This window comes from uncultured Shewanella sp., assembly GCF_947495455.1.
Classification (GTDB): domain Bacteria; phylum Pseudomonadota; class Gammaproteobacteria; order Enterobacterales; family Shewanellaceae; genus Shewanella.
In genome coordinates this window covers 63,567-81,769 of the sequence record NZ_CANLZC010000005.1, presented here as the reverse complement: position 1 = coordinate 81,769, position 18,203 = coordinate 63,567, and the positions used below count along the sequence as shown (strand labels likewise).

Here is an 18,203-nt window from a genome sequence, read left to right as displayed (position 1 = left end):
GTTTTTATTTATCAATTGATTCTTACTTCTGGCTTTTTGTATTCAACACGACTAATTTTAAATTGTCGAGGAGCACGTGTTTTGGTGAATAGTGTCATTTATCAAATAAGGAAGAGGGATGTGTCATGGAGCAGGGAGTAACTCATTTGACAATGCTATTTTCAACTCAGCGAATATTCGTATTCATCTTGTCTTTTATTTTCTTATTGGGTTGTGATTCAAATAACTCTGGCTTTTCAGCGGATTCTGATGAACCCTCTTACGCCATTTTGAGTGTTGAAGAGTCTCTGGTTACAGGGGTTTATCAAATACATGGTCGTGATTCCTATGTCAACGCGTTAGAGTCGGTGACGGAGGCAAGGTATGTTATGACCAACCTTGATACGGGAGAAACCGTGAATACTGTGTCAAAGCCGGATCATTTGCATGCTTTTTTGCAACCTTTTCCTAAGGGCAACTACTCTGTGGAAATGGAGTTAGTGACAGAAAATATTCAGAGTCATTCTGGTTCCAGCACTGCACTTAATACGACGCAATCTCTAGCGTCTGCTCGTGATGATGCGTCGATATCCAGCTCTACGGATCTGACGGGAGGCAGTATTGCCTCAGATGATGATAGCGGTGCCGGTTGTGATGTCTATTGTGGCCTCTATAAATATGATCCAGATAAATATATATGCTTCCTGTCTTTCTCAACATATTGTAATAACACTAATTCTATTAATTTAAGTGATTTGGAGGGTTATGTTAATGCGGCCATAACGGATCCTGATATCACCTATGATGAGGATACGCGAAATAATGCCTATGTGGATGAAGACTCAGAACTCTTGATCCGTGCTATTGGTGCCGCGGGGCGAGATGGTTCGAATCATCAATTTACCATTATTGGCATACCGGCAAGAAGTGATGGCGGTGATAAAGGCAATGCGGGCATTGCTCAATTGCATACGAGTCGAAGTCAACTCGGCTTAGGTGATAATGATCCCTTGTATTTTATGTTGGGATATTTAGGGGCATCAAGCATAGTTTCAAGAGCCGATCTAAATACTGCTGATGAGTTAACAGATGCACAGACTAAGAGTATTCTTGCTATTTCCGGAGGCGGAGGCGGAGGTGGAAATGCATCCTCCAGTTTTGGAGGCAATAATGGCGGTGATGGTGCGTTGGTAACCAGTCGTCAAAACTATTGCATTTTTGCTAAAGGTGAGGATGGGAATGAGGAAACGGATGCTAATCAGTATAAAGGGCATGGAGGTGGGTCTGATAATCCTATAGACAATAGTGACGGGGATTGCGCCGATATTTTGGTAACAGACACATCATCTTATATGCCCGGTGGAAGCGGACATGAGGATTCAGAGGATGGTCAGAGTGGCGCAGGAGGATTAGGTGGCTATAGTGACGATGATGCTGTCAGTGCCTGGGAAAATGTGCTTGCTGCGACTGTTTATAATGCTTTTGGAACTTCTGGTGAAGGTGGGAGCGGAAATGCAGATACAAATGATGGCGGCGCTGGCGGCGGCGGCGCCGGAGGGGGAGGAGCCGGGCATCATAGAGGTGGCGGTGGTGGTGGTGGTAGCTTTGTGACGAGCACAACAAGTGATTCCACTTGGGGTGAAGATGATGGCTATTATGAGACCAATTATAGAGACAGTCAGTACGGTACTGTTTACTTTATTTATCAGCCAGATATTGCCGATACTGAAGAAGTCGTAGCGACTAGCAGTGATTGACATGAAAATACTCAAGCGGCCTTTAATAAGCTGCCGCGTAACGTCCCGCTAGATCATCCAGTTGCTTTTGTTCTTGTTTATCAAGATAAGTTTGGTGTTCGACTTGCTTCTTTTGGTATAGCCATTTTATGCCTTGCTGGCGACCGAGCTGTTTGCGCCACATGCCATCGATGCGTTGATGTTCTTGGGTCAGTAATATTTTTTGACGGGTTAATTTTTTTTGCATTGGTGCCAACACTTGCGCCATATTGGCAGTATTTTGCAATAATAATGGGTTTGCTGCTTGGCTTGGGTATTGGCTGTATTGCGACTGCATTTGGGCGATAATGTCTTTTTGCTGTTGAATATGAGCTATGCGTTGCTGGGTTTCAGTGCGCTGCTGGCCGAGTTGACTCAATTTCTTTTCTTCTTGTTCGCACAAGGTATGTAACGGTCTGAACTGGGCTTGCATAATCGACTCCTTCATTGCTGACTGATTATTAATCTTTCGGCACATTCAACTTAATGATGAATGTGTCGAAGCAAAATAAACCTTAATTTTGTGTTTGTTCGCGTATTCAGCCTAGACTTTCTGCCAGTGTTTTTAATGCTTCTAGGCTTTCACTGCGACTGGCTTTTTGCTCGCTATCTTGGCGCAGGAATGCCGCCATATTAGGCGCGGCTTGTACGGCCAGATCCATTTCAGGATCTTGTCCAGCTTGGTAGCCTCCTAGTGGTAACAGTTCTTTGACTTCATTGAAGCGGCCATTTAAATGCCTAAAGCGTTGACCTTGAGTTAGGCTTTCTTTACTGGCGATTTGTGTCGCCAAGCGACTGACCGATGCACCAATATCAATAGCGGGGAAATGGCCTTTTTCGGCAAGCTTGCGACTGAGTACTATGTGTCCATCTAAAATGGCTCTGGCAGAATCAGCGACAGGATCTTGCTGATCGTCTCCTTCAGTGAGCACAGTGTAAAATGCCGTTAAGGTACCGGTGGGGTGTTGACCATTACCCGCCATTTCAACCAAGCTTGGAAGCTGTGCAAAAGCGGAAGGCGGATAGCCTTTAGTGGCGGGAGGCTCACCTAAACTTAAGGCGATTTCTCGTTGTGCTTGGGCGTAACGTGTGAGTGAATCTACTAATAACAGCACTTGCTTTCCTTGATCACGAAAACCCGTGGCAATATGATGGCAAAGCCGCATGGCACGAAGGCGCATCAAAGGAGTGGTATCGGCAGGAGCGGCGATAACAACAGCTCGTTTACGGCCTTCTTCGCCTAAGGCTTCTTCGATAAATTCACGGACTTCACGGCCTCGTTCACCAATGAGTCCAACCACAATCACATCGGCTTCGGTAAAGCGAGTCATCATGGCTAACAGGACACTTTTACCGACACCTGAGCCCGCAAATAAACCGAGTCGTTGACCACGGCCCACAGGCAATAATGCATTAATGGCTCGAATGCCCACATCTAAAGGCTCACGAATAGGCTTACGCAATAACGGGTTACTGATTTGATGCCTTAATGGCACATGAGTCACATTTTCAAGTGATCCTAGCCCATCTAAAGGTTGGCCTAGACCATCGATAACACGGCCAAGCAATCCACTGCCCACAGGAATTTGACAACCCTGTTGCAGTGGAATGACGCGAGCGCCCGGCATGAGGCCTGTGGTATGCTCGATGGGCATTAAGCATAAGGTGTCTTTATGAAATCCAACAACTTCAGCTTCAATGAACTGTCCGTCTCTAGACTCAATATGGCAGCGATCCCCTGTGCCGAGTTGACAACCTATGGCTTCAAGTAATAAGCCATTGACTCGAGTGAGTCGGCCATAAACTTGTGCCACAGGCACCGTTGGCCAATCTTGAGCATTGAGATTAGGCTTCACTGGCTTCCTCGTCTGTTTCGGCTTGTAAATCCACTTGTTGTAGTTTCGCTTCCACTTGGGTCATACAGGCATTGAGTCTGGTTTCTATGGAGGCATCCGCATCGGATTTATCACTGACGATTCGACAGCCGCCGGCACTGATAGTCGGATCGGCAATTAATACCCAATCTTTGACTTTATCGGCGGCGAGCTCTTTGAGTTTTTCAACGGCGCTAGGTTCTAAATGTATTTTCACTTCAGATTGACGATCCGGCAGTGCCGCTAAGGTCTCTTCTATGAGTGAGAGGATTTGTTGTGGCTGCAATGTCAGTTCGCAACGGATCACTTGTTGGGCTACGCGGCGAACCAAGTCTAAAATCAAGTTTTGTTGTTGGTTAATTTGTTGGGTATGGCCTTCTTCAAGTAATGATTTTAATGCACCTAAAGGTGCAATTAAATCATTAAGTTGAGAGTCAACTGCTTCTTTTCCTTTGAGTTGTCCTTCGATGCGACCTTGATTAAAGCCAATGGCATGGCCGGATTGACGACCTTCTTCAGAGCCTGACTCAAATCCTGCTTCGTGACCTTTTTGCACGCCTTCATCATAGCCTTTGTCAAAGGCTTGCTGATAATCTTCCCAACCCGGTGTGTTTTCTTCACCGTTATTGAGAGGGATTAATGGTGCAAAACGATGGCGGCGGGCCAATTCGCCTTTTAAACGCCAGCGTGGGTCGAGTTGGTTGTTTTTAAAAGACATTATTCAACCACCTGTTCTTCAAAGAGTTGCAGTTCTATATCACCGTCATCCATCATTTGTTTAGCCAGTTCCATGATTTCTTTGCGAGCCGCTGTCGCTTGACTTAATGGCACTGCACCTATGGCATCAATTTGGGTTTCAATGGCTGAAGACATACGTTTAGGTAGGGCATCGAGTAGGGTATTTTTCAATGAAGGTTCGATGCCTTTAAGGGCGAGGGCCAACATTTCTGGTGGCACTATGGCCATGATTTCTTGTAAGGTCTCAGGTTTTTGACGTCCAAGGATAATGAAGTCAAACATATTATCGGCAACATTGGTGGCCAATTGCGTGTCATGGAGTTTGAGCATTTCCATTAATTGTTCGCGATCGCCATCAAAGCGATTTAAAATATCTGCGACTTGGCGAATACCAGCAATTTGTGTGTGACTTTTTTCCATGGCGATAAGCATGCAACGTTCAACGAGCTGACGCAGTTCTTCTACGACATCACGATCTAATTCGCCCAATTGGGCGATACGAATAAGCACTTCATCATGGCCAGCAACCGGAAGACTTTGAAGGACTTGAGCGGCACTTTCTGCTGGAAGTAGGCCGAGTAACACGGCTTGAAGCTGGCTATGCTCATGGGTAATTTCACGGGCTAATAATTGTGGATCAACCCATTCTAGTCGTTTGACTAGCGTTTTTATCTCATCCCCATAGATGCTATCGATTAAACTTTTTGCCACACGATCCCCGAGCGCGAGATCTAAGGTTTTTTGTAAGTATGAGCGAGAGGCTTTAGCAATACCGGATTGTTCTTGATATTTTCTAAAGAAACGTCCAAGGACCGCCTCTGCTTCTTGTTGAGTAATACTGGATAGGCGAGCCATTTTATGACTTAAGTGCTGTACATCGGTTCTATCTAAATGCGCCATCACTTGAGATGCGCCTTTTTCTCCCATGCTGAGCAGCAACATGGCTGCTTGTTCATGGTTATCCATTTTTATTCCAAGTTCGTTTTTATTCACTGATTTCGCCACCTATTTTTTGGCGCTATCACTCTTGTATTTTTTATTCGCTAAATGTAAAGAGCAATAGCGCAGTTATTTATTGTCAAAGTTGAGATTAACCTTCAATCATTAACTGTTTGACTCGTTGCCTCTTTCGCCTATCCAGCTGGCAATCACTTCTGCGACTCGAGCGGGTTCTTCATTGGCAAGTAGGCTGAGGTGTTCCATTTTCACTGTCAGTGGCGATCCAGGTTCTGGCAAGCCTTGCCCTGCAATCCAGTCATTATCGGCAGCAGCTTGGCTTAATCCCATTAGCTGATCGGCAAGAGCTTGTGAATCTTGTTGTTTATCACTTGTGCTGATGGCGACTGGTGAAGGCGATTCAGTTGGAGTTGGCAATGGCTCTGGTGTTTCATTGGGCTTGTTGTCAGCAGTACGTGTTAAGTGGCTGACAAGTGGGCGTAATACAAAGAAAATCAGTCCTAAGCCTAAAATACCACCCATTAAATAACGTAAATAGGCTTGGTATCCTTCGGCTTGCCACCAAGGCATAGGTTCAAATACCGCGCTGGCAACGGGGGCAAAGTTAAAGCTACTGATGCTGAATTGATCGCCACGTTCATTTGAGTAACCGATGGAATCTTTCACCATAGTGCCTAATTGTGTTAGCTGAGCATCACTCCAGCCTGAATCGCCAGCGGCTTGGCTATTGAGTAATACAGATACAGACAGGTTTTCTAACTGCATCTGTTGATAGCGAGTGTGTCTAACTGAGCGGCCCACTTCAAATTGACGACTTTCTTGCTGCTTCAGATTACGACGATTATTGGCGTTTTCAGTCTCTTCTGTGGTAGGAGGCTGATTACTTAAGGCACCGGGAATACCCAGTTCCATGGCCGTATTACTTTCATTAGTACTTTGATTTTCTGATGTGATCACCGTTTGAGGATCTAAGGATTCCTTGGTTTCTTCCACTTGATTAAAGTTAACCGACGCGGAGATTTGTACTTGAAAATTATCTTTACCTAGAATAGGGCTCAGCATACTTGAAGCACGATTAATCAAGCTTTGTTCCAGCTCTTGTGTGTATTGTAACTGACGATCACGAGCTTGAGTAATGTCTTGATTTAATGTGATGCCAGCGCTTAAGTGATTGCCTTCTTGATCAACAATTTGCACGCGATCAGGCGTCATACCTGTGACGCTTCCTGATACTAAGTTTGCAATGGATTCAATTTGTCCAGGTTGCATTTTACTGCCAGCATAAAGGTCTAGCATGACCGATGCAGAGGGAAGTTCAGGCTGTTGACGAATAAATAAAGTCCGTTTGGGAATAGCCAAGTGAACTCTTGCGGTTCTCACCGCTTTTAACGCCATAATAGTGCGAGATAATTCCCCTTCTAAGCTGTGTCGGTATTTTGCTTGTTCCATAAATTGGCTGGTACCAATATCCGAACTGTCTAAAGACTCCATGCCTGAAGGCACTTTTGCTTTAACGCCGCGAGCGGCCAAAAGCATTCTGGCTTTACCTAGCTTATCTTCTTGTACGAGTACTAAGCCTGTATTGGCTTCAAGACGGTAGGGAATGCCTTCAGCCTCTAGTACTTCAATGATTTGAGATGTTTCAACGGTTTCTTGTTGGCCATATAAAGGACGGTAACCTTGGCTAGCGGTCCACAGTAGAAGTACGATGACGCAGGCAACAATCGTTGCTAATACAGCCAATAAGAGAACTTGACGATCTCCGCTATTAAATTGACGCCATTTTTGCAGCCATGTGGCCAATAGCTCTGATTTTTGGCTAGCATCGGCCGAGTTTGGGCTAGGTTGAGCGATAGTTGTTGACATTGTTATTTTAAACCTTCCATAAAATCCAGTTTATATTGTTGATTTCAAACAATAATGAATTATTCAGTTTAAGGATTAGACTGGCATCTTCATGACTTCGTCAAAGGCCTGAACTAAGCGATTTCGTATTTGGATCATGGTTGAAAAAGACAATGATGCTTTTTGGCTTGCGACCATGGCGCCCACTAAATCATCACTTTGTCCAGAATCGACGGCTTTCATCAAGTTTGATGCCACGTTTTGATCTGTGTTGATAGCCGCAACTTTTTCTTTCATGACTTCAGTGAATGAAGGGGCTTGAATACCGTGATCTTTAGGGTTTGCGGCGATTTTGATTGCACCTTTCGCCATTTCGGTATGAATACTTAAGGTATTCATCATGGCTTGAGGATTGATTGAAGCTCCAATTGACATATGCGGTTCCTGCCTTAACTAAATAATTTGAAGATCACGATTTAAGCTGCATGTCCACGCGCTCGCAATACTTGATCTATATCGATTCCTTCTTCTCGCATTTGCGCTAATTTATAACGTAATGCCCGTGTCGTCATACCGAGTGCTTGTGCGCTTTGGCTGCGATGGCCATTGAATTGCTTTAGCGTATCGAGAATGAATTGAAACTCAGCTTGACGTTTTGACGCTTTTAAGCCTTGTTCATTTTGCTCGATTTTACTTAACTCAATATGAGGTACATGACTAAGCCCTAAATCAGCCACTTGAAGTGCTTGACCGCGGCGCATCACTAATGCACGTTGTATGGTATTTTCAAGCTCTCTGACATTACCCGGCCAATCATGGCTGGTGAGTCTTTGTTTCGCTTGTTCACTGAAATAGCAAGTTTGTGTGCCAGCGAGATGTTGGTATTTATAGATGAAGTGCTCAGCAAGGGGCAAAACATCTGCTTTTCTTTCTCTTAATGGACTGATTTTTAGCGGCAGTACATCGAGTCGATAAAAGAGATCTTCTCTAAATTCACCTTCTTTAACGGCTTTTTGAAGATCTTTGTTGGTTGCTGCTATGATCCGTACATCCAGTGGAATAGACTTGTGCCCACCTAAACGTTCTACTTCTCTTTCTTGTAGAACACGTAACAACTTAGATTGCAGGTTGAGTGGCATTTCGCCGATTTCATCCAGCATTAAGGTGCCACCGTTGGCAATTTCAAATTTACCGGGTTGTTCGGCATGTGCACCAGTAAAGGCCCCTTTGACATGGCCAAATAATAGGGACTCCAAAATACTTTCAGGGATAGCGGCGCAATTGACAGCAATAAAAGGTTTATTTGATCGGCTTGAATGGCGGTGGATGTAGCGAGCGAGAGGCTCCTTACCTGTGCCACTTTCACCTGTCAATAAAATACCCGCTTCGGTTGTGGCAGCTCTGTGTGCGAGCATGAGTAATTGACGGCTCACTGGCGCTGCAACAACAAGGTGTGTATCGGGTTGCTCGAGTCTTCTTAATCTGTGCAATAAGGCACTGACTTGCTCAGCATCAAGGGGCAAGAGTAAATAATCTTGTACTCCAGCATGCATTGCCGCTGCCGCTAAGTCAGTTTGCTCAGGTTCAAGTAAGGCGATTTTATTTTTGGCTGGATACTTGGCCAAGGTTTTGGCGACGTTATCACATGTATTGTTTGATAAGTTAATTAAGGATAACCAAGGGGTTGCCTCATTGTCTTGCCATTGAGTAAAACCTTGTAAGGCGAGATCTTTGAGACAAGATGCTGATAAACTGGCATCAATGAGTCTGATGGAAGCGGTTTTATTGTGTGACATGGGGTTTCTCTCCAGCTGCAGTTTGGGCAACTCGAGTCGATGCCTTAACGAGGCGAACCGTAACACGTCGGTTATAGAGTCGTCCTTTATCATTGTTATTACTGGCTTTTGGGGCTCTAGCACCGTGATTACGAACTTGGATCATTTTACTGCTTAATCCTAATTCCACTAAACGGGAAGCCACTTCGTCAGCACGCTCTTTACTAAGAACAAGGTTAGCTAAGTGTTCGCCGACGGCATCTGCATGGCCATCAACAAGAATTTCTTTAATGCTATTATCGGCTAAAACATAGCGAACGATGGCATTTAAATCTTGATCGTGATCCGCATTCAGTTGGCTTGAACCTGAGTCAAATTGAAAGTCGATTCGGCGAACATAAGAGAATGGCTTAGGTAATAATGCTTGTCTGCAATGCCTAAATTGATTAACGACTTTCTTCGTATTTACTGGGTTGGCTTGGATTTGATAGCTCGCACCATTATCACTGGTGATATTGACTTGCCAGGACTGCCCTTGATCGAGTGCTTCGAGAAAGGGATTAATGTTTTCTTGGCTGCTGGCACTTCGACCTAACCACCAAAGTTGCGTGCTATGACGACTTGGGTTATCGATTTGCCAAGAAGAGGGAATGACCTGTGCCTGACTTTGCGTATTTTTGAGTGATAGCCAGTCGGTATCGAGTTGTAATTTGAGTGCTTCTCCCGGCAGAGCTTTGAGTGTTAATTGACCAAATCCTTGTATCTTGTGTTGAAGTTGACAATAAAAAACATTGCCATTGAAACTCCATTTAGCTTGTTCTAGTGGTGTTTGATAATGTGTCACTGCAGCGCTGGCACTATTAGGAATAGCCAAATAAACAAACAGCATGCAGATTAATTTATGAGCTGACGGTTTCACTGATCCAGTCCCTTTTATTTATTACTTCAACGACAAGGTAATTTATATTTTTTGTTATTAACTAAGAGTCAGACCAAACAGTATGAGTTGGGCAAGTTTATTCTCTTGGTCTGTTTTGTTGTGTAATTAAACACTCAATATTAATTCATGTAAAATGATTTCTTACAAATAATAAGATATTTATTAAATCAAGTCCATAATCATTCCTAACTTACTCAAAATATTTATTTATATAAAACTGATAGCAATGATTTATTTTAATAGTCTGATTTTAAGTTTCTTGGCTAAATTTTATTCTTAATTTGGTTTTTTTGTTTATACAATCATGATTACTAAAAAATGTCTTATTCTAAATTACTGTTTTTAATTGGTTTATTTTTTATTTAAAATATATTTTGTAATTGATTAAAGTTTTTATACTTTTTGCCGATAGTCATTTTTATTGATTTGATATAGGCTGAAATTTAGCATTAATTGCAAATTTTTATATATCTTAGGCTCACTTCAATGTATATTCGTCTAGCTTTTAAATTATATTAAACGATAGGTGAGATAAAGTTGTATGAGAGTGTCATTATTTTGTCGAGTGCCATTTTAATATACATTTTTACAATTTGACGATTAATTGACGCTCAAGTTAAGTATGCAGATTAATTAATCGTTTATTTTACGTTAAACAAAATGGTGCCATATTTTTGTCGAGCGTCAAATAATATAACAATTTGTTGTTTGATGAATATCTAGTATGACTAGAATATCATTTTAATAAATAGTAATGCTATTTAGTTGACGTCATTATTTTGTCAAACGTCAATTTTTATAAGTTTTTATTATTTTAATTATTAATTATTCAGTTTGGGATTGTAATGAAAACAACTTCAAAAGCGAGTCTACTTAAACCACATTCAGGTGTAAGAGTCAGGCCTGTTGCACTCATTCAAGAGAAACTAGCGCGTAGTCGATTATTATTACAAGTCGAGGCTTGTCATCGTTTACTCCTAGATGCTGTCAATGGAGTGCTAAATCCTATCGTTCGACAAGGTCATCATGCTTTGTCTCATATTGGATTGTCTGAGCACAATCGTCCTATTGAGCCTGATCTCAATCAAGCCTGGTTTTTATTAAGCTATCATCGTGTGCCCCTTGCTTGGTGGCGTATTGATAGATGCACATTAGATCAGTTAGCAAGTGGATATTATGGCAGTTTAGCCAGCCCATTGTGTTCACCTTTACGCGCTCCGAGCCAATCTGAATATCGTTTAGCAAAGAAATTGATTTTAGCGGCGCTTGCGGCTCTGCCAACAACAGAGTTGGATGAAGATGCATTGAAACTGGAGTTGGTTGCCAGTAACACGCCTATTGATGCACCTGTGCAGTGGGAGCTGAGTTTTCCTAAAGAGCATATGGCCCCCTCAATGCTGTTTTGCATTACTGAAAATTTACTTGGGTTAATGGCGGAGCAACCGAGTCAATATCAGGCTAATCCCGATCTCGCTGAGAAGCTTTCCCATAGACTAAGACAAATTCCACTGAAGATTTCTTTGGAGCTGGGTCGTCAAAGTACGCCTGTGACTTCATTGAATGCATTGAAAGTCGGTGATGTACTACCGATTAATTTACATTCTCGTTGCCCTGTGACAGTAGGGAAACGCCCTTTATTTTATGCGTCTGTTCATACCCATGAGGGACAAATGGTCGCAAAACTAACTCATGATGCCTATCAACAAGAGGATCCAAACAATGGCTGAACAAAATATCCTACAGGACGAAGACTTTCTCTTGGATGATGATCTTTTCGGTGAAGAAGAAGTGGCCACTCAGGCTGCTGCACCAAAACCTGCAAAAGATATTTCATTTTTTCATCAACTTCCGGTGCAAGTCACATTAGAACTTGCCAGTGCTGAAATGTCTTTAGGTGAATTAACACGTATGGGCGAAGGCGATGTTGTCGCATTGGATCGTATGGTGGGGGAGCCGTTAGACATTCGCGTTAATGGTGCATTGCTAGGTCGTGGTGAAGTCGTTGAAGTGAAAGGACGTTATGGCGTTCGTTTACTTGAGGTTGAAGCCATTAGTCTAACAGGAGCGAATGACTAATATGCTTCGTGCTTTGTTGTTTTCACTTTGCTTGGTGGCGCCATCTGTCTTTGCCAGCGACGGTTTTACTTTATTTACATTAGGTAATGGAGAGGAAGCACAATCGGTTAACGTTAAACTTGAAATTTTAGCGTTAATGACGGTATTGAGCTTTATTCCCGCTCTATTGATGATGTTGACCAGTTTTACCCGCATTATTGTGGTGCTGGCTATTTTACGTCAAGCATTGGGGTTACAGCAGAGTCCGCCTAATAAAGTATTGATTGGCATTGCCTTAGTATTGACTATTTTTGTCATGCGCCCCGTTGGTGATGCTATTTATACACAAGCGTATATTCCTTATGACAAAGGTCAGATTGAATTGACTGAGGCGGTGATGATTGCTGAAAAACCATTGCGTCAGTTTATGTTGGCTCAAACTCGAGAGACAGATCTTGAGCAGATGTTGAAAATTGCCGACGAACCCGTGACGTTAACAGCAGATGAAGTACCTTTTTTTGTTTTGATGCCCGCTTTTGTATTGAGTGAACTTAAAACAGCATTTCAAATTGGCTTCTTATTGTTTTTGCCATTTCTAGTGATTGATTTAGTCGTTGCTAGTGTGTTGATGTCAATGGGAATGATGATGCTATCGCCGTTAATAATCTCTTTGCCTTTTAAACTCATGGTGTTCGTGCTTGTGGATGGATGGTCCATGACGGTGAGTACATTAGTGGCAAGTTTTGGTTGACGTTTTCACATCATTCATTGAATCGAGTGGCAGTAATGATTGATTGACGTCTGCCATATGTTGAAGCCATTAACGGTGAGTCATTTGGGTTGACGTTTTGACATCATTTATTGAATTGAGTGGCAGTAATGATTGATTGACGTCTGCCATATGTTGAAGCCATTAACGGTGAGTCATTTGGGTTGACGTTTTCACATCATTTATTGAATTGAGTGGCAGTCATTATTGGTTGACGTCTGCCATATGTTGAAGCCATTAACGGTGAGTCATTTGGGTTGATGTTTTCACATCATTCATTGAATCGAGTGGCAGTCATTATTGGTTGACGTCTGCCACATGTTGAAGCCATTAACGGTGAGTTATTTGAATTGACGTTGATCATCATGCTGTAAGTCGATAGGTCGTCGATTATTTGACGGCCTATCATTGTCATTCTTAACCGATATTTGGTTGAGGCGATTAAGATTATGTGAGTCCGCTAATAAGGTGAATGAGGAAGCAAAGTGATAGAGAAGATAACAAGATTTCCAGTCGATGATGGGTGTGTGGATATTGTTTATTTATTGGCTTGTTTTTTAGTTGGAACGATCGTTTTTTTTGATGCTTGGGATTGGCTTGTTAATGTGTTAGCAAAGATTTAAAAAGGGAAGGATGAATGGAAATAGCTGAATTAACCTCCCTGTTTTCCGATGCCATTTATTTAGTCGTGTCTATGGTGGCTGTATTGGTGGTGCCGGGGTTATTAGTCGGGTTAGTGATTGCTGTCTTTCAGGCGGCAACACAAGTGAACGAACAAACATTAAGTTTTTTACCTAGGCTTGTGATCACTTTACTCATGGTACTTTTTGCGGGGCAATGGTTGTTGCAAGAAATAGCCGATTTCTTTCAGCGCTTATTTATGAACATACCAAACGTCATTGGGTAGCCATGCTGTCACTTACTTCGGCTGAGATCAGCACATTTATCGGGACTTTTTGGTGGCCATTTTGTCGCATTATGGGTGGATTTTTAGTGATGCCATTTTTGGGCAGTGCTTATATTCCTGTAATGGTGCGAGTGTTACTCGCTATTTCAATTTCAGCTTTATTGGCGCCGATATTACCGACTCCCCCCCTTGTGGATGCATTATCGCTAGGGGCCTTGTTATTGGCTATCGAGCAGTTGCTTATTGGTTTTATGTTGGCTTTTTTTCTCACTTTTATGATCCATGTGATGACATTAGTGGGGGCGATGATGTCGATGCAAATGGGTCTGGCGATGGCGGTGATGAATGATCCGTCTAGTGGTAATTCTAATCCTATTTTAGGCCAGTGGTTTTTATTTTATGGCACATTATTATTTTTAGGGTTAGATGGTCATTTGGTGGCGATTGGCATTTTGGTTGATAGCTTTAGGTTGTGGCCAATCGGTACAGGTATTTTTGATTTACCCTTAATGGGACTCGTGAGCCGAATGGCTTGGTTGTTTGCATCGGCATTAATGCTGGCGATCCCTGCTATTTTAGCCATGTTGATGGTCAATGTGACTTTTGGTGTGTTGAGCCGAGCGGCACCCTCGTTAAACGTATTTGCACTAGGTTTTCCTATGTCTATGTTAATGGGGCTGTTATGTGTGATGTTTTCATTTACAGGATTGCCTAGCCGTTATAGCGAACTTTGCTTAGAAGCCTTGTCGGCAATGTATGGTTTTATTGGAGGCATTGCATGATGCTTTCATTCACGGGATTACCGAGTCGTTATAGCGATAGCGAATTGTGCTTAGAAGCACTGTCGGCAATGTATGCGGTTATTCAAGATTGGATTGGAGGCATTGCATGATGCTTTCATTTACGGGATTACCGAGTCGTTATAGCGATAGCGAATTGTGCTTAGAAGCGCTGTCAGCAATGTATGCTGTTGTTGAAGATTGGATTGGAGGCACTGCATGATGCTTTCACTTAGGGGATTGCCTAGCCTTTATAGCGAACTCTGTTTAGGTAGCGAATTGTGCTTAGAAGCACTGTCGGCAATGTATGCGGTTATTCAAGATTGGATTGGAGGCATTGCATGATGCTTTCATTGACGGGGCTTTCATTTACGGGAACACAGAGCCGTTATAGCGAATATAGCAGCGAACTGTGCTTAGAAGCGCTGTCGACAATGTATGCTGTTGTTGAAGATTGGATTGGAGGCATTGCATGATGGGGGTTTTGGGGATCATCGAGCAAGTGGGTGTTGATCCCACCATTTGCGCAATGCAACTTGGGGAGGGAATATGAGCAAAAATACTGGCCAAGATAAAACGGAGAAAGCGACCCCCCAGAAACTCAAAAAGGCTCGTCAAGAAGGGCAAGTTCCGCGCTCCAAAGATTTAGCGTCTTCCTCGTTAATTATTGGTTGTTCATTGATGTTAATTGCCAGCGCCGATTGGTTTGGTGACCGTGTGTCAAAATTGACGCAAATGAACATGAATATCACCAAAGCCGAATTAGACAGGCCCGGCATGTTACTGCAGCATTTAGGCGCCACTTTAGTTGAAATGCTCAATATTTTGACGCCACTTTTTATTATGGTGGCGGTGATTGCTATGGTGGCTGGTGCTTTGCCTGGCGGTCCTGTGTTTAGCTTTAAAAATGTCGAATTTAAATACAGTCGTATCGATCCTATTCCTGGCATGGGGAGAATGATCTCGGCTAAATCTTTTGTGGAGCTGATCAAATCGGTACTGAAGATCACCCTGCTCATTGGCATTATGTGGTCATTTTTAAGCAGTCATTTACAAATTTTGCTCAGTTATAGCCAACTACCCGTGGATGAAGCGGTGAGCAGAGGCATTAGTATGCTGTCAGAAGGCATGCTGTATTTAGGCGTCGGTTTACTCCTTATCACTTTTATTGATGTGCCTTATCAATATTGGCAGCACCATAAAGATTTAAAAATGTCTCGTCAAGATGTGAAAGATGAGCATAAACAGCAAGAAGGTAAGCCAGAAGTTAAGCAAAAAATTAGGCAATTACAACAGCGGATTGGCCGCTCTCGTGCCGATGTCGCCATACCACAGGCGGATGTGTTATTGGTTAATCCTACTCATTATGCTGTAGCACTTAAATATGATACCAGTAAGGCTGACGCCCCTTATGTTCTCACTAAAGGGGTAGACGAATTAGCGCTTTATATGCGGCAAATTGCTTCGAAAAATGATGTTGAAATTATAGAGCTACCACCATTAACTCGGGCCATTTATTATTCTACTCAAGTTGAGCAACAGATCCCCTCGGCATTATTTATCGCCATTGCACATGTACTCAGTTATGTCATACAAATTAAGGCGGCTCGCCAAGGAAAACAACAAAAACCCGCCCCTTTACCTCACTTTTTCATTCCGCAACATTTGCGACACGATTAAAGGATACTCTACTTCATGAATTGGTTCTCGCGCACATTTGCTGGCAATCGCGCTTCTGTCGGCATCCCTATTATGTTGTTGGCCTTGCTTGCCATGATTATTCTGCCACTGCCGCCTTGGTTGTTGGATATTTTCTTCACCTTTAATATTGTATTAGCCGTCATGGTGTTGCTGGTGTCTGTGTCTATCAGGCGCCCGTTGGAATTTTCAGTGTTTCCGACACTCTTGTTATTAGCCACTTTAATGCGTCTGACCTTGAACGTTGCTTCCACAAGGGTGGTATTGATTGAAGGTCATCAAGGGGGCGATGCGGCGGGTCGTGTGATCCAAGCCTTTGGTGAAGTCGTGATCAATGGTAACTATGTTGTGGGTGCCGTGATCTTCCTTATTTTGATGATCATCAACTTTGTGGTGATCACTAAAGGTGGCGAGCGGATCTCTGAAGTGTCAGCTCGATTCACCTTAGATGCCTTGCCCGGTAAACAGATGGCCATTGATGCCGATCTCAATACGGGTGTATTAACTCAAGAGCAAGCCCGAGAACGTCGACAAGAAGTGGCGCGAGAAGCCGATTTTTATGGCTCGATGGACGGGGCGTCAAAATTTGTGCGTGGTGATGCGGTTGCAGGCTTATTGATCTTAGCGATTAATATGATTGGTGGTGTGTTAATTGGCACCTTTATGCATGACTTATCCGCCGCCGATGCGTTTAAAACCTATGCACTGTTAACCATAGGTGATGGTCTTGTGGCGCAGATCCCGTCGCTATTATTAGCGACGGCGGCAGCCATTATTGTGACTCGCGTGTCTGATGCAGAAGAAATGCCTGCTCAGTTAAGCCGTCAATTACTGGCTAACCCAAAAACTCTGATGATCGCCTCGGCGGTGATGACGGTATTAGGTTTAGTGCCGGGCATGCCTGCTTTTGTGTTTTTATCTTTTGCGGCAATATTGGCTTTTGCGGCTTGGAAGCAAAGTAAAGTTGTGCCCATTCAGCCTGAAACCCAAGTGGAAGCGCAAATAGAGAAAAACCTCTCTGAGCCATCGGCGCCCAGTTGGGATGCACTGCCTTTTACCGACTTAATTGAAGTGCGTTTAGGTTATCGTTTAGTGCATTTAGTTGAGCGCAGTAAAGGAGCCGAGCTACAAAAACGCTTAACGGGGATCAGGCGGACGCTATCGGAACAAGCGGGCTTTTTGTTATCAGAGGTGAGGGTGCGTGATAATTTGTCTTTAGCGCCCAATGCCTATCAGATCAATCTACTGGGTAATCCTGTGGTTACGGCAGAGCTGGAGCCTGAGCATTTAATGGCGATCAAGAGTGGGCCTGTGCATGGCAATATTGATGGGATCATTACTAAAGAGCCCGCTTATCAGATGGATGCGACTTGGATCGAGCCAGAGCTTAAATCTAAAGCGCTGAACTTAGGTTATTCGGTGGTGGATAACGCCACAGTGATCGCCACTCATGTCAGTAAATTGATCCGAGAGTCTCTGCCGGATCTGCTGCAGCACGATGATGTGATAGCCCTAAGCGATCGCTTATCTAAGCAGTCACCTAAATTGGCCGAGTCACTCAATAGCGCATTAACGCCTATTCAGTTGTTGAAGGTGTACCGCTTATTATTAAAAGAGCAAGTCTCCTTAAAAGACATACGCACTATAGGCACGACATTACTCGATTGCAGCGAAAACAGTAAAGATCCTGTGTTGCTGGCGGCGGATGTTCGCTGTGCGCTGCGCAACAGTATTTTGCATTCTATTGCGGGTGATAAGAAGAGCCTGAATGTGATGACGTTAGCGCCGGAGCTTGAGCAAACCTTAATGACGGCACTGAATCAATCGCAGCAACAAGGTAAGGTTTCATTGGATAGCTTTGCCATTGAGCCGCAATTACTTGCTCAACTTCAGCAACGTATGCCGCAGTTATTGGCCGAAGCTAAAGAGCAAGGTCATAATCCTATGTTACTCGTGCCACCGCAATTGCGACCCATATTGGCGCGTTACGCATTGGCCTTTGCTCGTGGATTACATGTGCTGTCATACAATGAAATCCCTGAAAGCCGAGAGTTGATGGTGGCAGGGCAGTTGGGCTAGGCTCATTTTCATGAGCGATGAATGTTGAGCTAT

At 43.4% G+C, this 18,203-nt stretch carries 18 protein-coding genes; 10 read left to right on the top strand and 8 right to left on the bottom strand.

Features of this window, described 5'->3' with window-relative positions:
• Window positions 1-125: 125 nt before the first annotated feature.
• The gene (locus Q0791_RS02970; protein ID WP_299002558.1) at window positions 126-1,736 is read left to right on the top strand and encodes a hypothetical protein; all 1,611 of its coding nucleotides are present in this window, start codon (window positions 126-128) and stop codon (window positions 1,734-1,736) included.
• Window positions 1,737-1,758: 22 nt separating this feature from the next.
• On the opposite strand, the gene Q0791_RS02965 is transcribed toward Q0791_RS02970, so the two are convergent.
• The 8 genes from Q0791_RS02965 to Q0791_RS02930 form a co-directional block, all read right to left on the bottom strand.
• A complete protein-coding gene (locus Q0791_RS02965) occupies window positions 1,759-2,187 on the bottom strand; it encodes a flagellar FliJ family protein (RefSeq protein WP_299002556.1) in 429 nt (142 codons plus the stop codon).
• A gap of 106 nt (window positions 2,188-2,293) precedes the next feature.
• Window positions 2,294-3,610, bottom strand: coding sequence for a FliI/YscN family ATPase (locus tag Q0791_RS02960; protein ID WP_299002554.1), 1,317 nt, complete (start codon window positions 3,608-3,610; stop codon window positions 2,294-2,296).
• The gene (gene fliH, locus Q0791_RS02955) at window positions 3,600-4,346 is read right to left on the bottom strand and encodes a flagellar assembly protein FliH (protein WP_299002552.1); all 747 of its coding nucleotides are present in this window, start codon (window positions 4,344-4,346) and stop codon (window positions 3,600-3,602) included. Before fliH ends, Q0791_RS02960 begins: the two co-directional genes overlap by 11 nt.
• Window positions 4,346-5,332: a flagellar motor switch protein FliG gene (locus Q0791_RS02950; RefSeq protein WP_299002581.1), complete on the bottom strand. Its 987-nt coding sequence runs from the start codon at window positions 5,330-5,332 to the stop codon at window positions 4,346-4,348. Before Q0791_RS02950 ends, fliH begins: the two co-directional genes overlap by 1 nt.
• 138 nt (window positions 5,333-5,470) lie before the next feature.
• Complete coding sequence (fliF, locus tag Q0791_RS02945; RefSeq protein ID WP_299002550.1) at window positions 5,471-7,189, bottom strand: flagellar basal-body MS-ring/collar protein FliF; 1,719 nt, start codon at window positions 7,187-7,189, stop codon at window positions 5,471-5,473.
• Between the two features lie 75 nt (window positions 7,190-7,264).
• Window positions 7,265-7,603, bottom strand: a complete 339-nt coding sequence (gene fliE, locus Q0791_RS02940; RefSeq protein ID WP_299002549.1) for a flagellar hook-basal body complex protein FliE — start codon at window positions 7,601-7,603, stop codon at window positions 7,265-7,267.
• 41 nt (window positions 7,604-7,644) lie between these two features.
• Window positions 7,645-8,964 (bottom strand): sigma-54 dependent transcriptional regulator, encoded by a 1,320-nt coding sequence (locus tag Q0791_RS02935; protein WP_299002547.1) that lies wholly within the window; start codon window positions 8,962-8,964, stop codon window positions 7,645-7,647.
• Window positions 8,951-9,862: an OmpA family protein gene (locus Q0791_RS02930; protein WP_299002546.1), complete on the bottom strand. Its 912-nt coding sequence runs from the start codon at window positions 9,860-9,862 to the stop codon at window positions 8,951-8,953. Before Q0791_RS02930 ends, Q0791_RS02935 begins: the two co-directional genes overlap by 14 nt.
• Before the next feature lie 866 nt (window positions 9,863-10,728).
• Here Q0791_RS02930 and Q0791_RS02925 point away from each other — a divergent pair.
• The 9 genes from Q0791_RS02925 to flhA all read left to right on the top strand — a co-directional run bounded on the left by Q0791_RS02925 (window position 10,729) and on the right by flhA (window position 18,170).
• The gene (locus tag Q0791_RS02925; protein ID WP_299002544.1) at window positions 10,729-11,610 is read left to right on the top strand and encodes a FliM/FliN family flagellar motor C-terminal domain-containing protein; all 882 of its coding nucleotides are present in this window, start codon (window positions 10,729-10,731) and stop codon (window positions 11,608-11,610) included.
• A complete protein-coding gene (fliN, locus tag Q0791_RS02920; protein WP_299002542.1) occupies window positions 11,603-11,959 on the top strand; it encodes a flagellar motor switch protein FliN in 357 nt (118 codons plus the stop codon). Before Q0791_RS02925 ends, fliN begins: the two co-directional genes overlap by 8 nt.
• Window position 11,960: 1 nt before the next feature.
• Entirely contained in the window at window positions 11,961-12,689 is a 729-nt protein-coding gene (fliP, locus tag Q0791_RS02915; RefSeq protein WP_299002579.1) for a flagellar type III secretion system pore protein FliP, read from the top strand.
• Between the two features lie 655 nt (window positions 12,690-13,344).
• On the top strand, window positions 13,345-13,614 hold the full coding sequence (gene fliQ / locus Q0791_RS02910; RefSeq protein ID WP_299002541.1) for a flagellar biosynthesis protein FliQ: 270 nt from the start codon (window positions 13,345-13,347) through the stop codon (window positions 13,612-13,614).
• Window positions 13,615-13,616: 2 nt separating this feature from the next.
• On the top strand, window positions 13,617-14,396 hold the full coding sequence (gene fliR, locus Q0791_RS02905) for a flagellar biosynthetic protein FliR (RefSeq protein ID WP_299002539.1): 780 nt from the start codon (window positions 13,617-13,619) through the stop codon (window positions 14,394-14,396).
• A gap of 216 nt (window positions 14,397-14,612) precedes the next feature.
• The gene (locus Q0791_RS02900) at window positions 14,613-14,738 is read left to right on the top strand and encodes a hypothetical protein (protein ID WP_299002537.1); all 126 of its coding nucleotides are present in this window, start codon (window positions 14,613-14,615) and stop codon (window positions 14,736-14,738) included.
• Window positions 14,735-14,869, top strand: a complete 135-nt coding sequence (locus Q0791_RS02895; RefSeq protein ID WP_299002535.1) for a hypothetical protein — start codon at window positions 14,735-14,737, stop codon at window positions 14,867-14,869. Before Q0791_RS02900 ends, Q0791_RS02895 begins: the two co-directional genes overlap by 4 nt.
• Window positions 14,870-14,942: 73 nt before the next feature.
• On the top strand, window positions 14,943-16,073 hold the full coding sequence (flhB, locus tag Q0791_RS02890) for a flagellar biosynthesis protein FlhB (protein WP_299002533.1): 1,131 nt from the start codon (window positions 14,943-14,945) through the stop codon (window positions 16,071-16,073).
• Between the two features lie 15 nt (window positions 16,074-16,088).
• Window positions 16,089-18,170 (top strand): flagellar biosynthesis protein FlhA, encoded by a 2,082-nt coding sequence (gene flhA / locus Q0791_RS02885; protein WP_299002531.1) that lies wholly within the window; start codon window positions 16,089-16,091, stop codon window positions 18,168-18,170.
• The last annotated feature ends 33 nt before the right edge of the window (window positions 18,171-18,203 follow it).